The sequence below is a fragment of the Sphingomonas sp. genome, from assembly GCF_965200135.1.
Lineage (GTDB): Bacteria > Pseudomonadota > Alphaproteobacteria > Sphingomonadales > Sphingomonadaceae > Sphingomonas.
The window spans coordinates 117,947-132,473 of record NZ_CBDATK010000013.1 but is presented as its reverse complement, the minus strand read 5'-3'; the positions used below and the strand labels follow the sequence as shown (position 1 = coordinate 132,473).

10 protein-coding genes are annotated in these 14,527 nt (G+C 69.4%); 6 read left to right on the top strand and 4 right to left on the bottom strand.

The annotated features are described in order from the left end of the window. The first annotated feature begins 11 nt into the window (after positions 1–11). The 3 genes from ACOFKS_RS14235 (at position 12) to ACOFKS_RS14225 (ending at position 2,988) form a co-directional block, all read left to right on the top strand. Positions 12–1,187 (top strand): acetyl-CoA C-acyltransferase, encoded by a 1,176-nt coding sequence (locus ACOFKS_RS14235; RefSeq protein ID WP_419809919.1) that lies wholly within the window; start codon positions 12–14, stop codon positions 1,185–1,187. A gap of 78 nt (positions 1,188–1,265) precedes the next feature. Continuing rightward, positions 1,266–2,006, top strand: coding sequence for a PEPxxWA-CTERM sorting domain-containing protein (locus ACOFKS_RS14230; RefSeq protein WP_419809918.1), 741 nt, complete (start codon positions 1,266–1,268; stop codon positions 2,004–2,006). Between the two features lie 505 nt (positions 2,007–2,511). After that, positions 2,512–2,988 (top strand): pyridoxamine 5'-phosphate oxidase family protein, encoded by a 477-nt coding sequence (locus tag ACOFKS_RS14225; RefSeq protein ID WP_419809917.1) that lies wholly within the window; start codon positions 2,512–2,514, stop codon positions 2,986–2,988. 109 nt (positions 2,989–3,097) lie between these two features. Here the strand turns inward: ACOFKS_RS14225 and ACOFKS_RS14220 are convergent, their stop codons facing one another. Next, positions 3,098–4,330: a polyhydroxyalkanoate depolymerase gene (locus ACOFKS_RS14220; RefSeq protein ID WP_419810170.1), complete on the bottom strand. Its 1,233-nt coding sequence runs from the start codon at positions 4,328–4,330 to the stop codon at positions 3,098–3,100. Between the two features lie 96 nt (positions 4,331–4,426). Here ACOFKS_RS14220 and ACOFKS_RS14215 point away from each other — a divergent pair, with 96 nt between their 5' ends. Both ACOFKS_RS14215 and ACOFKS_RS14210 read left to right on the top strand, forming a co-directional pair. Then, positions 4,427–6,217, top strand: a complete 1,791-nt coding sequence (locus ACOFKS_RS14215; RefSeq protein WP_419809916.1) for an ABC transporter transmembrane domain-containing protein — start codon at positions 4,427–4,429, stop codon at positions 6,215–6,217. A gap of 102 nt (positions 6,218–6,319) precedes the next feature. Further along, positions 6,320–7,477: a saccharopine dehydrogenase family protein gene (locus ACOFKS_RS14210; RefSeq protein WP_419809915.1), complete on the top strand. Its 1,158-nt coding sequence runs from the start codon at positions 6,320–6,322 to the stop codon at positions 7,475–7,477. Between the two features lie 196 nt (positions 7,478–7,673). On the opposite strand, the gene ACOFKS_RS14205 is transcribed toward ACOFKS_RS14210, so the two are convergent. Then, positions 7,674–10,202 carry a ribonuclease R family protein gene (locus ACOFKS_RS14205; RefSeq protein ID WP_419809914.1) on the bottom strand — a complete coding sequence of 843 codons (2,529 nt, stop codon included), beginning with the start codon at positions 10,200–10,202 and terminating at the stop codon, positions 7,674–7,676. Positions 10,203–10,363: 161 nt separating this feature from the next. Here ACOFKS_RS14205 and glpD point away from each other — a divergent pair, with 161 nt between their 5' ends. Beyond that, positions 10,364–11,836 (top strand): glycerol-3-phosphate dehydrogenase, encoded by a 1,473-nt coding sequence (glpD, locus tag ACOFKS_RS14200; RefSeq protein WP_419809913.1) that lies wholly within the window; start codon positions 10,364–10,366, stop codon positions 11,834–11,836. Positions 11,837–11,898: 62 nt separating this feature from the next. Here glpD and ACOFKS_RS14195 read toward each other — a convergent pair whose 3' ends face one another. Further along, positions 11,899–12,981, bottom strand: coding sequence for a potassium channel family protein (locus tag ACOFKS_RS14195; RefSeq protein WP_419809912.1), 1,083 nt, complete (start codon positions 12,979–12,981; stop codon positions 11,899–11,901). After that, the gene (locus ACOFKS_RS14190) at positions 12,981–14,513 is read right to left on the bottom strand and encodes an aminoacyl--tRNA ligase-related protein (protein WP_419809911.1); all 1,533 of its coding nucleotides are present in this window, start codon (positions 14,511–14,513) and stop codon (positions 12,981–12,983) included. Before ACOFKS_RS14190 ends, ACOFKS_RS14195 begins: the two co-directional genes overlap by 1 nt. Positions 14,514–14,527 lie beyond the last annotated feature (14 nt).

Sequence of the window (14,527 nt, the reverse complement as noted above, 5' to 3'; positions counted from 1 at the left end):
ACTGCCACCCCATGCGTTCCGCCGTCATCGTCTCCACCGCCCGCACCCCCATCGGCCGCGCCTATCGCGGCGCGTTCAACGCGTTGCCGTCTCCCACGCTCGCCAGCCATGCGATCAGGGCCGCAGTAGAGCGCGCCGGGATCGACGGCGCAGAGGTGCAGGACGTGGTACTCGGCGCCGCGCTTCAGCAAGGCGTTCAGGGCGGTAACATCGCGCGCACCGCGCTGCTCCGCGCCGGCCTGCCGAGCTCGGTCGCCGGCCAGTCGATCGACCGGCAGTGCTCGTCCGGCATGATGGCGATCGCGACGGCGGCCAAGCAGATCATCGTCGACGGCATGGATGTGGCGATCGGCGGCGGCGTCGAGAGTATCTCGATGGTGCAGACGCCGCAGATGCGCGTCGGCGGCGACCCCGAGCTGCTGGCTATGCAGCCCAACATCTACATGCCGATGCTGCAGACCGCCGAAGTGGTCGCGAAGCGCTATGGCATCGGCCGCGACGTGTGCGACGCCTATGGCCTCCAGTCGCAACAGCGCACCGCCGCCGCGCAGGCGGCCGGAAAATTCGACGACGAGATCGTGCCCGTCACCGCGACGATGAACGTCGTGAACAAGGAAACCAAGGAGGTCACCCAAAAGGAGGTGACGCTCGCCAAGGACGAGGGCAACCGCGCCGACACGACGCTGGAAGGGCTGCAGAGCCTCAAGCCCGTGCTCGAAGGCGGCACCGTGACCGCCGGCAACGCGTCGCAGCTGTCGGACGGCGCGTCCGCGAGCGTGCTGATGGAGGAAAAGCTCGCCGCCAGCCGCGGCCTGACCCCGCTTGGCCGCTATGTCGGCATGGCGGTGGCGGGCACCGAGCCGGACGAGATGGGCATCGGCCCCGTCTTTGCGATCCCCAAGCTGCTGGAGCGCAACGGTCTGACGATGGCCGACATCGGGCTGTGGGAGCTGAACGAGGCGTTCGCGGTGCAGGTGCTGTACTGCCGCGACAAGCTCGGCATCCCCGACGAGCTGCTCAACGTCAACGGCGGCTCCATCTCGATCGGCCACCCCTATGGCATGACGGGCGCGCGCTGCACCGGCCACGCGCTGATCGAGGGCAAGCGCCGTGGCGCGAAATATGTCGTCGTGACGATGTGCGTCGGCGGCGGCATGGGCGCGGCGGGGCTGTTCGAGGTCCTCTGACCTAGCGGATTCGTCAGCTAGCCGTCGACTGTTCCTGGGCCGATGGACACTCCCGTAATCGCGACGGGAGTGTCGAGCATGAAGATCCTGGGAATGGCGGCGGCGGCCGCATTGCTGATGACGGCGCCGGCCGGGGCGCAGGTGTTCGGCACCAACTTGGTCGTCAACGGCGGGGCGGAGGCCTCGGTCGGGGGCAGAGGAGAAGCGACCGGCGCACCGGGGTTCACCACCACGGCAGGGGGCGTCGCCGTCGTCCGCTACGACGCCGGCGACGGCTATCCGGGCCCGAGCGATCTCGGGGTGACGGCCGCCAATGGCCTCAACTTCTTCAGCGGCGGCAATGTCGGTCTGACCACCGTCACGCAGCGGATCGGGCTGGGCGGCGGCGCGACCGCCATCGACGCGGGCGGCACCACCTACGACCTCAGCGCCCTGCTCGGCGGCTATTCGAGCCAAGGTGATTTCACCACGGTCGCGCTCGCCTTCCTGAGCGGGGCCGAAGCGACGCTGGGCGCGGGATCGCTGACCACCGTGACGCCGGGCGATCGCACCGACCGGACCGGCTTTCTGTTCCGCGACGCTTCCGGCCTGGTGCCGATCGGCAGCCGGTTCGCCGACCTGACCGTGTCGTTCACCCGGACGGCCGGCACCGCCAACGACGGTTACCTCGACAATCTGTCGCTGATCCTGTCGCCCGGCACGCTCAGCGGCGTGCCGGAGCCGTCGAGCTGGGCGTTCATGATCGCCGGCTTCGGCCTGGCGGGCGGCGCGATGCGGCGGCGGCGCGTCGCGGGACGGGTGGGTCTGGCCGCCGCCTGACCCCCGGCGCGCGGGCCCGCTCCGGGGGGAGGCGGACCCGCGCTGCCGGCTCAGTCTAACCCTAACCGGGCACGGTTTCGCGCCACCGCAGGGCACGGTTGCCGGCACCCGACTTGCGACGGGTCTTATCGATGTGGATCGCCGCGCTCCCGAAGCGCCCCGATCATCGACGTAGCGGTGGCGTAGCGGCGCGCGAGGTCGGCTAGGCGCTGGCGGGTCCGATGCTGATTGATCCGCATTGCGCAGCGGATCGCAGCCGACGCGGATGTCTCGGAAGCCGCTGCTCCCGGCCGATTTGTCATTCGCCGGCCCGATGGCTGGCACCGACTATCCCTTTCATGGTTTGCACCGCCGTCGACGCTTTGCTCCCGCGATTGCTGCGGCGGTGATGCCGCACGACCGAACCGACACCGGCTCCTTGACCCGGCTCGGTCCCCCTCCAGAGCCGCAACCAAGTCCAATCTGCGTCGTTACGTGACGGACCCAATCAAAGGAGTACCGATCGATGGCCGACAAGGACACGCCCCAGGAAGTCGCCGACAAGTTCCTGGCCAAGCTGAAGGACAGCCCCTTCATCATGATCGGGCTGGAAGACGGGCAGCATTCGGAGCCGATGAACGTCAAGACCGACGACGATCAGCCCAACACGCTGTTCATCTTCTCCGGCAAGGACAACCGCATCGCCGCCGGCGGCGAGGCGATGGCGCAGTTCGTCGGCAAAGGTCACGACTTCTTCGCCTGCCTGATGGGCACCGTCAGCGAGGAGACCGACATGGCGACCTTCGACAAGCTGTGGGACAATCGCGTCGACGCCTGGTTCCCCAACGGCAAGGCGGACGCGCGGCTCAACCGCTTCGACATCAGTTCGGCAGAGCTGTGGGAGACCGACGTCTCGATTTCGGGCCGCCTGAAGATGCTGTTCGGCGGCACGATCAAGGGCGAGGAATCGTCGAGCCACGCAGTGGTGGACTCGGTCGCCTGAACCAACGCCTCTCTCCCGCCGGGGGGGGGGAGGCGTCAGCATGATGGGCGGTGGGTGTGATGCCCACCGCCTACTGACTATTAGAGAAAGCAACCTTCGCAGGCAGCGATCAGGCGTGCGTCGCGATCCAGTCCTCGACCACGGGGGCGATCTTGTCCCGCCAACGCGAGCCGTTGAAGATGCCGTAATGGCCGGCACCCTCCGCCATGAAATATCGCTTCTTCTCGTCCGACAAGCCGGTCGCCAGCGTCAGCGCCGCGCGGGTCTGGCCCAGCCCGGAAATATCGTCGCGCTCGCCCTCGATCGCGAGCAGCGCCACGTCGGTGATCGCGCCCGCGTCGACCAGCCGCCCGCGATGCCGCATCGTGCCGTTGGGCAGCGCGTGCGTCTGGAACACCACGTCGATCGTCTGCAAATAAAAGTCCGCCGTCATGTCGCAGACAGAACGATATTCCTCGTAGAAGTCCTTGGTCATGTCCGCGCTCTCGCCGTCGCCGCGGACAAGATGTTTGAACATCTCCCAATGGCTGACCATGTGATTACCGAGGTTCATCGACATGAACCCGGCGAGCTGCAGGAACCCCGGATAGACCTTTCGCCCCGCGCCCGGATAGCTCATCGGCACGGTGACGATCACGTTCTGCTCGAACCAGGCATGGGGCCGCTTCGTCGCCAGCGTGTTGACCGCGGTCGGCGCTTCGCGGGTGTCGACCGGGCCGCCCATCATCGTCAGCGTCTTCGGCCGGCACGGATTGCGGTCGGCGCTCATCAGCGCGACGGCGGCGTAGCAGGGCACCGACGGCTGACAGACCGCGAGCATATGGCTGCCCCCCTGCCCCTCGTTCGGTCCCATCGCTTCCAGGAAGGCGACGAGGTAGTCGATGTAATCATCGAGGTCGAAGCGGCCGTCGCTCAGCGGCACCAGCTTGGCGTCGGCCCAGTCGGTGATGTGGACGTCGGCGGTCGGCAACATGCGCTCGACCGTGCCGCGCAACAGCGTCGCGTAGTGCCCGGACATCGGCGCGACGATCAGCAGCTTCGGCCCGCCCTCGATGCCTTCCCGGCGGAAGCGTTTCAGGTTGCCGAAGGGACGCGCGAGCACGATCTCTTCGGTCACCGCGACGGTGCGGCCATCGACCACCGTCTCGTCCAGCCCGAAGGCCGGCTTGCCGCGCGGCGCGGCGGCATGGGCGAACACCTCCAGCGCGCTGGCGGTGACGTTGCCGCCGCCGAGATAGGCGAACGGATTGGCCGGGTTGTTGAGCATGTCCGCGCCCCAGCCCGCCATCGTGCCTGCATTGGCCAGCATCGAGCGCTGGAAATCATAGATATCGTAGAGCATGGCCGACGACATACCGCGTTCCTGATTGAAACCTAGCTAATCCTTCGCACGCGCAGCAATGTTGAGGCGTCATCGGCCGCCTGCTAGGCGCGGGTCATGCCCGATGTCGCCACCGATCCCGTCCCGCCTCGCGAGCCACGGCGACGACTAGGCAGCCTCGGCATCGTCTGGCGCTTCGCGTCGCGCTATCCGGGGCAGCTGGCGATCGCGATGGGGGCGTTGGTCGTCACGTCGGCGACGACGCTGGCGATTCCGTGGACCTTCCGCTCGGTGATCGATCAGGGCTTCGCGCACGGCACCAACACCTCGCACATCGACCGCGCCTTTTACGGGCTGTTCGGGCTGGTCGCGGTGTTGGCGGTGGCGACGGCGCTGCGCTTCTATTTCGTGTCGTGGCTGGGCGAGCGTACCGTCGCCGACGTACGGATGGCGGTGCAGGCCAATCTGCTCCGGCTGGCGCCACGCTGGTTCGAGGAGAACCGCCCGTCGGAGGTCGCCTCACGACTGACGGCCGATACCGCGCAGATCGAGATCGCGGTCGGCACCACCGTCTCCGTCGCGCTCCGCAACCTGTTGATGGGGATCGGCGGCATCGCGTCGCTGTTCGCGCTGGCGCCGAAGCTGGCGGGGTCGCTGCTGCTGGGCATCCCGATCGTGGTGTTGCCGATGGTGCTGCTCGGGCGGCGGGTGCGGACCCACTCGCGGTCCAGCCAGGACCGCATCGCCGACATCGGCGCGATGGCGGTCGAAACGCTGGGCGCGATGAAGGTCGTCCAGGCGTTCGGACAGGAAGGCCGCGAGCAGGCGCGCTTCGCCGACGCTGTCGATCGCAGCTTCGAGGCCGCCAAGAGCCGCATCCGCATCCGTGCGGGGATGACGGCGCTGGTCATCGGCCTGCTCTTCGGGGCGGTGACTTTGTTGCTGTGGAGCACCGTCGCCGACGTCGCGGCGGGGCGGCTGTCGGGCGGGTCGCTGACCGCGTTCATCTTCACCGCCGGGCTGGTGACGGGCGCGTTCGGCGCGCTGACCGAGGTGTACGGCGACCTGCTGCGCGCGGCGGGGGCGGCCGACCGGCTGGCCGAGCTGCTCGCCGAGACGCCGGAGATCGCCGCGCCCGCACGGCCGGTGGCGCTGCCCGAGCCGGCGCGTGGCAGCCTGGCGTTCGAGGATGTGACGTTCCGCTATCCGTCACGGCCCGAAGTATCGGCGCTTCACAAGCTGTCGCTCGGCGTCGCGCCCGGCGAGACGGTGGCGGTGGTCGGGCCGTCGGGGGCGGGCAAGTCGACGCTGTTCCAGCTTGCCGAGCGGTTCTACGACCCGGAGGGCGGGCGGGTGACGCTGGACGGCGTCGACCTGCGCGATGCCGACCCGGCGGCGGTCCGCGCGCGGATCGCGCTGGTGCCGCAGGAGACGGTGATCTTCGCCGCGTCGGCGCGCGACAATCTGCGCTATGGGCGGTGGGACGCGACCGACGACGAGGTGTGGGCGGCGGCGGAGGCGGCCAACGCGGCGGGCTTCCTGCGGGCGCTGCCGCAGGGGCTCGACACCTTCATGGGCGAGGGCGGCGCGCGGCTGTCGGGGGGGCAGCGCCAGCGGCTGACGATCGCGCGCGCGCTGCTGCGCGACGCACCGATCCTGCTGCTCGACGAGGCGACCAGTGCGCTGGATGCGGAGAGCGAGCGGCTGGTGCAGGCGGCGCTGGAGCGGCTGATGGCGAACCGCACGACGCTGGTGATCGCGCACCGGCTGGCGACGGTGCGCGCGGCGGACCGGATCGTGGTGATGGACGGCGGCCGGATCGTGGAGGAGGGCACCCACGCGCAGCTGATCGGCCGCGGCGGGCTGTACCAGCGGCTCGCCAGCCTGCAGTTCAACGAGGCGGCATAGCGCTTCGTCACCCCAGGCTTGACCCGAGGTCCCGCTTCTTCTCCAACCTCGACAAGACAGCGGGATTCCGGCTCAAGGCCGGGATGACGAGGGAGAGTAAAGATGGCCAGGGACTTCGACGTGATCGTGTACGGCGCGACCGGGTTCACCGGGCGGCTGGTGGCCGAGTATCTGACGCAGACCGGCGCCACCCGCTGGGCGATGGCGGGGCGGTCGGCGGCGAAGCTGGCCGAGGTCCGCGACCTGATCGGCGCGCCCGCCGACCTGGCGCTGATCGTCGCCGATGCCGACGACCTTGCCTCGCTCAAGGCGATGGCGGCGCGCGCCGAGGTGGTGCTGACCACCGTCGGCCCGTATCAGCTCTATGGCTCGGCCCTCGTCGGCGCCTGCGCCGCGGCGGGGACCGCCTATGTCGACCTGTGCGGCGAGCCGGCATGGATGCGCCACATGATCGACGCGCATCATCAGGAGGCGCAGCGGACGGGCGCGCGGATCGTGTTCTCGTGCGGGTTCGACTCGATCCCGTTCGATCTGGGCGTGCTCAAGCTGCAGGAGGCCGCAAAGGTCCGGTTCGGCAAGCCCGCGGCGCGCGTGAAGGGCCGCGTCCGCAAGATGCAGGGCGGTTTCTCCGGCGGCACGGCGGCGAGCCTGAAGGCGACGCTGGCGGCGGCGGCGAAGGAGCCGAGCCTGCTCAAGCTGCTCGCCAGCCCCTTCGCGCTGACGCCGGGCTTCAGCGGGCCGCACCAGCCGACGGGGCTGATCCCCGAATACGACTCGACGCTCGGCGCCTGGGTGGCGCCGTTCGTGATGGCGCCGATCAACACCAAGAACGTCCATCGCACCAACTTCCTGCTCGGCCATCCCTATGGCGAGGACTTCCGCTACGACGAGATGATGGTGGCGCCGGGCGTCGGCGACATGGCCAAGGCGGCGGCGGAGGCGATCGCGAAGATCAACCCCTTCGCCGGTGACAAGGGGCCGAAGCCGGGCGAGGGACCGAGCAAGGAAGATCGCGACAACGGCTCCTACGACCTGCTGTTCGTCGGGCTGGAAGGCGAGCAGCGGATCGACTGCGTCGTCACCGGCGACCGCGATCCGGGCTATGGCTCGACCAGCAAGATGATCGCCGAGACCGCGCTGGCGCTGGCCGAGGGCGGCGGTACCGGGCGGGGCGGCGTATGGACCGCCGGCGCGCTGCTCGGGACGGGACTTGCCGACCGGTTGCAGGCGAAGGCGGGGCTGACCTTTACGGTCGGCTGACCGCCAAAGGTGACCAAAGGTTACACCAAAGCGCATCGTCGCGATCGGGCGGCGAGGCGCGACGGGTATTCGGGCGATGAGAAGGAGCGGCACCGGTCGGACCCGGCCGAGTGGTCGAGCCGGCCTATCGTGATTGGACGCCTGTAGGACAGCCGGATCGGTCCTGCGACCAACCGTCGACGGCGTTGGAGCGAGCCTATCTCCGCTTGCTCTGATGGCGGATGTTGGCCGGTCGGCCACGCCGCTTCACCACGCGCGCGCGGCCATGTGCGGGCGGGTCGGCGTGGCTGCGTCCCTCCGGCAGCTCGAAGCGCAGCGCGCCCGATACCGGGTTCGCTTCCGCGAGGCGCAGGCGCAGGCGCTGGCCGAGGACGAACTGGTCGCCGCTATGCTCGCCCGTCAGCGTGCGCGTGGTTTCGTCGAAGCGGAAATATTCGGGGCCGAGATCGCGGACGGGGACGAGGCCGTCGCCGCCGATCCCCTCCACCGTCGCGAAGAAGCCGAAGTTGGTCACGCCGGTGATGCGTGCGTCCAGCTCTTCGCCGACGCGCTCGGCGAGGAAGGCGGCGACGTAGCGGTCGACGGTGTCGCGCTCCGCCTCCATCGCGCGGCGTTCGAGCGCGCTGATGCTGGTGCCCAATACCTCGAAATCCTCGTTGCCGCCGAGCCCGCCGGCACCGAGGCCATAGGCGCTGACCAGCGACCGGTGGACGAGCAGGTCGGCGTAGCGCCGTATCGGCGAGGTGAAATGCCCGTAGGAGCCGAGCGCGAGGCCGAAATGGCCGTGGTTGCCGGGGCCGTAATAGGCCTGCGTCTGCGTGCGGAGCACCTGTTCCATCACCTGCGGGCGGAAATCGGCGTCACCGACGCGGTCGATGAGGTGGTTGAAGGTCGCCGGCCGGATGACCTGACCAAGCGCGAAAGGGATGCCGAAGGTCTCCAGATAGTCCTTGAGCGCGACCAGCTTCTCGCGCGCGGGCGGCTCGTGGATGCGGTACATCACGGGTGCCTTCCTCGCCTCCAGCGCCTTGGCGGCAGCGACGTTCGCGGCGATCATATAGTCCTCGATCAGCCGCATCGAATCGAGCCGTTCGCGGGGCGCGACGGAGAGGATGCGGCCCTTTTCGTCGAGCACGACGCGGCGTTCGGGGAGGTCGAGTTCGAGCGGCGCGCGCGCGGCGCGGGCGGCCGCGAGCGCGCGCCAGCAGGACCAGAGGTGTTGAAGTGGTTGCTTCAGATCCTCCCCCGCACGGGGAGAGGAACCAGCCACAGGCTGGCGGAGGGGGGGCGCCGCGAGAGCACCGCCAGTGGCGCCCCCCCCTCCACCACCGGCTTCGCCGGCGGTCCCCAGCGCCGGGTCGGATCGTCCCCCGGACGATCCTTGACCATGCGGGGCATGGTCAACCCGGTGCTCCGTGCCGGTGAGGAACTGATCGGCGATCGCCTGCGCGTCCTCATAGGCGATATTGGCCGCGATCCGCACCACGGCGCGGGTGAAGCGCCAGCTCTTGAGTGCGCCGGCCTTGCCGACCTGCAGGTGACAGACCAGCGCGGCACGGTCCTCACCTTCCTTTAGCGAGCAGACATCCGCCGACAGCAGTTCGGGCAGCATCGGCACGACACGGTCGGGGAAATAGACCGAATTGCCCCGCTTGCGCGCCTCGCGGTCGATCTCCGATCCGGGGCGGACATAGAAGCTGACGTCGGCGATCGCGACCAGCGCGCGCCAGCCGCCCACGTTGGCCGGATCGTCGTCGGGCGCGGCCCAGACCGCGTCGTCATGGTCGCGCGCGTCGGCGGGGTCGATCGCGACGATCGGCAGATGGCGGAGGTCTTCTCTTTCCAATCCTCCTCGGGACGGGGAGGTGGGGGACGGGGAGGTGGCGACCGCGTCAGCGGGTGACGGAGGGGGCTCTCCATCAGCAGTGCCGCTCGTGGCAGCGCCCCCTCCCCCACCGGCTGCGCCGGCGGTCCCCCTCCCCGTGCCGGGGAGGATTTGAAGCGTCGCCACCCTTTCCGCCTCATCCAGCGCTTCCTGCGCGAAGCGATCGGGGATGCCGAGCTTGTGGATCGCGATCAGGCTGAACGAGCGCGGGGCGAAGGGGTCGCCGAGGCGCTGCACCACGCGCGCGGTGATGCGCGGCGGGCGACCGGCCTTTTCGGCCAGCACCAGATCGCCGGGCGCGGCATCGCCCGCGTCGGACACGAGCACCTCACGGCGCTCCTTCTTGTCGACCGCGGTCAGCCAGAGGCGGTCGCCGTCGCGTCGCAGCACGCCCAGCATCTGTTCGGATGCGGGCGCGAGCGTCTTCATCGGGTGCGCGATCCAGCCGTTGCCGGCTTCCTCCGTGCGCGCGAGGATACGCTCGCCGACGCCGAGTGCGCCGCGCTTGCGCTCGCGTACCCGCAGGCGCGGCGGCGGCGCCTCGGCCTCCCAGCGCTCGGGCACCGCCCAGACGTTGCCGCCCTCGTCCACATCGGCGACGCGGAGCACGGTGACCTTGGGCAGCCCGCCCATCTGATGAAACGCACGGCCGGGGGCGCTGTCGATCAGCCCCTCGTCCGCCATGTCGTGGAGCAGCGCCTTGAGCGCGATCTTGTCCTGTGCGTGCAGGCCGAAGGCGCGCGCGATCTCGCGCTTGCCGGCGGGCACCTCGGACGAGGCGATGAAGTCGAGGATCTGCTGGCGGGTGGGGAGGCCGGGGGGCTGTTTCGTCTTTGGCACGGTACGGATGTAGGCGGTCGCCCTTCCCCCGTCATGCTGAACCTTTCGACAGGCTCAACGCATGCTTGTTTCGGCATTCACGCGATGCCATCGACGTCAGGCCTGACGCAGACCGTCTCGCATCCCTGAAACAAGTTCGGGGCGACGGGGTATTAGCACTCGTGACCTACGACCTGCTCATCATCGGCGGCGGCATCAACGGCTGTGCGATCGCGCGCGAGGCGGCGCTGAACGGGCTGTCGGTGCTGCTGGTCGAGCGCGACGACCTGGCGAGCCATACCTCGTCCGCGTCGACCGGGCTGATCCACGGCGGGCTGCGCTATCTGGAGCAATATGATTTCCGGCTGGTCGCCGAAGCCTTGCTGGAACGCGAACGGCTGTTGAAGGCGGCGCCGCACCTGATCGCGCCGATGCTGTTCGTCCTGCCGCACGAGAATGCGGTCCGGCCGTGGTGGATGGTCCGCGCGGGGCTGGTCCTCTACGACCTACTCGGCGGGCGCATCAGCCTGCCGCGATCGCGCGGGCTGCGGAAGAGCGACGTCGCGTTTACCGCCCCGCTGAAGGGCGGCGGGCGCGGCTTCGTCTATTCGGACGCGAAGGTCGACGATGCGCGGCTGACGCTCGCCAACGCGCTGGACGCGGCGGCGAACGGCGCGGCGATCGCGACGCGGACGGCGCTGGAGAGCGCACGGCGCGAGGGGGATGTGTGGCGCGCGCATTTGTCCGACGGGCGTGACGTGACCGCGCGCGCGCTGGTCAACGCGGCCGGGCCGTGGGCGGGCGAGGCGCTGGGCAAGCTCGGGATCAACGCCGTCGGGCACGTCCGGTTGGTCAAGGGCAGCCACATCGTCGTGCCCCGACTGTACGATGGCGAACACGCCTATATGCTCCAGCAACCCGACCGGCGCATCGTCTTCGCGATCCCGTACCGGGGACTGACCGAGATCGGCACCACCGACGTACCGGTCGAGCGGCCCGAGGACGCGCGGATCGCGGACGAGGAGATCGCCTATCTGTGCGATGCCGCGAACCGGCATTTCACGAAGCAGATCACGCCGGGCGATGTGGTGGCGACGTGGTCGGGCGTGCGGCCGCTCTACGACGACGGCGCGAGCGAGGCGCAGGTGGTGAGCCGCGATTACGTGCTGGAAATGGACCAGCACGGCCCGGCGCTGCTGAGCGTGTTCGGGGGCAAGATCACCACCGCGCGGCATCTGGCGGAGGAGGCGCTGGCGAAGCTCGGGCCGGCGCTGGGCGCGACGGTGCGGCGGGTGACGCGCGATCGGGTGTTTCCGGGGGGCGACATCGGCGATCGGGCGGCGTTGCTGGCGAAGGTGGAGGCGCGCTGGCCGTGGCTGGGGCACGAGCGGGCGGCGCGGATGGCGCAGGCTTATGGCTCGGCGCTGTTCGAGATGCTGCCAGACGACGAGGCGGCGATGGGCCGTGGCTTCGGCGCGGGACTGAGCGAGGTCGAGGCGCGGTGGATGCACGATCGGGAGTGGGCGCGGACGGCGGACGACGTGCTGACGCGGCGGTCGAAGCTGGGGCTGGCGATGACGGCGGACGAGCGGGGGGCGTTCGAGGGGTGGTGGGATGAGACGTTCAGCCCGCTCCCGCCTTCGCGCGAGAATTAGGTCCGGGATTTGCCGGTATTCGCCGCGGTGAGGGCTTCTAAATTAGCCGCACGCGCGTGCCCTCACCCTGGCGGCTTCGCCGCCTGTCCCTCTCCCGCAAAAGCGGGAGAGGGCTCTTTTCGCCCTACCACCTCGATCACCACGTCGCCCGCTTCCAGCCGCCGCGCTTCGGGCTGATCCAGCGTCACGCAACGCTCGCCGCGATACAGCCGCAGCACCTGTCCCGTCGTCAGGTCCTCCGGCGCGCGGCCGACCTCCGCCGCCGTCACCACCCGCTCGTGCAGGTCGGCACGGCCGCCGCGCGTCACCAGATCGGCGACGTAATCGGCGAGGTGAGGACCGACCGTCGAGCCGGCGAGCAGCTGCCCGCCGAACGAGATCGGGTTGACGATCACGTCCGCCCCCGCGTCGCGCGCCATCGGCTCGTTCTCGACCGCCGCGATCGAGCAGCTGACGCGGACGTCGGGCGCGAGGCGGCGGATGGTCAGCATCACCAGCACCGCGGTATCGTCACGGCCGGTGACGACGATCGCCGCCGCCGCGTGGCGGATACCGGCGCTCTGCAGCACCGCGTTGTGCGTCGCGTCGCCCTCGACCGTCGCGACGCCCAGCGCCTCGACCTCGCGCAGGCGGTGCGCGGCCTGATCGACCACGACGATGCAGTCGGGCGCGTGCCCGCGCGCGAGCAGCTCCGTCACCGCCGCCTCGCCCGTCGCGCCATAGCCGCAGATCACGGTGTGGCCCTTCAGCCGCCCCTGGATCAAACCCATCCGCCACCGCTCCCAACCCTGCCGCAGCATGAAGCTGTAGGCGGAACCCAGAAAGATCAGAAACACGAAGATGCGGATCGGCGTGACGACGAAGGTGTCGAACAGCCGCGCCGAGTCCGTCACCGGGATGATGTCGCCATAGCCGACCGTGGTGACGGTGATGACGGTGAAATAGACCACGTCGAGGAACGAGACGTGCCCGTCGGTATTGTCGCGCAGCCCCTCGCGGTCGATCCAGTGGCCGCCCAGCGCGATGCCGACCAGCACGACCACCGCCAGCACGCGCAGCAACAGCAGCGTGCGGACGCCCAGCCGCCCCCGCCGGAAGAAGCGCGGCCGGTCGCCGCCGGGGCGATAGGGCGGCGGCACCCGCATCAATAGGCGCGGCCGACCAGCACCCGCTCGACCGCTGTCCCGCCGGTGAAGATGCACACGTCGTCGGGGTGGCCGGTCTGTCCCATCGGCGCGTTGCGGATGGTGAGCTTGAGCGCCTTCAGCCGCTCGACCACCGCATCCAGTGCCGCGCCGGTCGGCTTCGACCAGGCGACGTCGACCCAGCCGGGGTTCTTCCGGCCGTCCGCGAAGGCGGCTTCGAGTGCGGTCCAGTCGTGGAGCGGCACGATGTTGGCGCGCAGGTTGTCGGTCGACTGGCAGTGCAGTGCGGTCTGGATCGACTCCAGCATCGCGCCCGCATTTGCGATCAGGTCACCGCGCGGCATGACGCGGCTGTCGAGCTTGCCGTCCTCACGGTACAATTCGTCGCGGCGGATCACCGAGACGTTGCCGCCCGCCACGTCGCGCCCGCCGACCTCGATCACGATCGGCGCACCCTTCTTGACCCAGCCCCAGCGTTTGGTCGCCGCCTTGGCGGGCTTGAGGTCGAGCAGGGCGCGGACGGACTCGCCCAGCGCGGACTGTTTCGCCAGCTCGGCCTGCAGTTCGCGACAATAGGTCACGATCGCCTCGTCCTCGGGCACGTCGCGCAGCATCGGCACGATCACCACCTGCCACGGCGCGATCGCGGGCGGGCAGCGCAGGCCGTCGTCGTCGCCATGAACCATGATGACGCCGCCGATCATCCGTGTCGACACGCCCCAGCTGGTGGTGTTGGCCAGCTCCAGCTCGCCCGACGCGTTCTGGAAGCGGATGTTCTGCGCCGACGAGAAATTGGTGCCGAGGAAATGCGACGTGCCGGCCTGCAGCGCCTTGCCGTCCTGCATCATCGCCTCAATGCTGTAGGTCGCGACGGCGCCGGGGAAGCGCTCGTTCTCGGGCTTCTCGCCGGTGATGACGTGCAGCGCCAGGCACTCCTCCGCGAAGGCGCGATACAGCTCCAGGATCTTCAGCGTCTCCGCGCGCGCCTCGTCGGCGCTGGCGTGCGCGGTATGCCCCTCCTGCCACAGGAACTCCGACGTCCGCAGGAACATCCGCGTCCGCATCTCCCACCGCACGACGTTGGCCCACTGGTTGATGAGCACCGGCAGGTCGCGCCACGATTGCACCCAGCGCGCAAACGCGGCGCCGATCACCGTTTCCGATGTCGGCCGCACCACCAGCGGCTCCTCCAGCTTCGCGGTCGGATCGGGCACGAGGCCGCCCTTGCCGTCGCCGATCAGCCGGTGATGGGTGACCACCGCCATCTCCTTGGCGAAGCCCTCGACATGCTCCGCCTCCTTTTCGAAATAGGACAGCGGAATGAACAACGGGAAATAGCAATTCTCGTGCCCCGTCGCCTTGATGCGATCGTCGAGCAGCCGCTGGATGCGTTCCCAGATGCCATAGCCCCATGGCCGGATGACCATGCACCCACGCACGCCCGACTCCTCGGCGAGATCGGCCTCGGCGATGACGGTCTGATACCAGGCGGCGAAGTCCTGGTCGCGGGTAACGGAAAGCGCGTGTTTCATGGGGGCCGGATAGC

What these genes read in the sequence shown, in the direction of transcription:
- ACOFKS_RS14215 (WP_419809916.1), top strand. Translation starts at nt 4,427, where the DNA reads ATGCCCGATGTCGCCACCGATCCCGTCCCGCCTCGCGAGCCACGGCGA.
- ACOFKS_RS14235 (WP_419809919.1), top strand. Translation starts at nt 12, where the DNA reads ATGCGTTCCGCCGTCATCGTCTCCACCGCCCGCACCCCCATCGGCCGC.
- ACOFKS_RS14220 (WP_419810170.1), bottom strand. Translation starts at nt 4,330, where the DNA reads ATGCTCTACGATATCTATGATTTCCAGCGCTCGATGCTGGCCAATGCA.
- ACOFKS_RS14230 (WP_419809918.1), top strand. Translation starts at nt 1,266, where the DNA reads ATGAAGATCCTGGGAATGGCGGCGGCGGCCGCATTGCTGATGACGGCG.
- ACOFKS_RS14195 (WP_419809912.1), bottom strand. Translation starts at nt 12,981, where the DNA reads ATGCGGGTGCCGCCGCCCTATCGCCCCGGCGGCGACCGGCCGCGCTTC.
- ACOFKS_RS14225 (WP_419809917.1), top strand. Translation starts at nt 2,512, where the DNA reads ATGGCCGACAAGGACACGCCCCAGGAAGTCGCCGACAAGTTCCTGGCC.
- ACOFKS_RS14210 (WP_419809915.1), top strand. Translation starts at nt 6,320, where the DNA reads ATGGCCAGGGACTTCGACGTGATCGTGTACGGCGCGACCGGGTTCACC.
- ACOFKS_RS14190 (WP_419809911.1), bottom strand. Translation starts at nt 14,513, where the DNA reads ATGAAACACGCGCTTTCCGTTACCCGCGACCAGGACTTCGCCGCCTGG.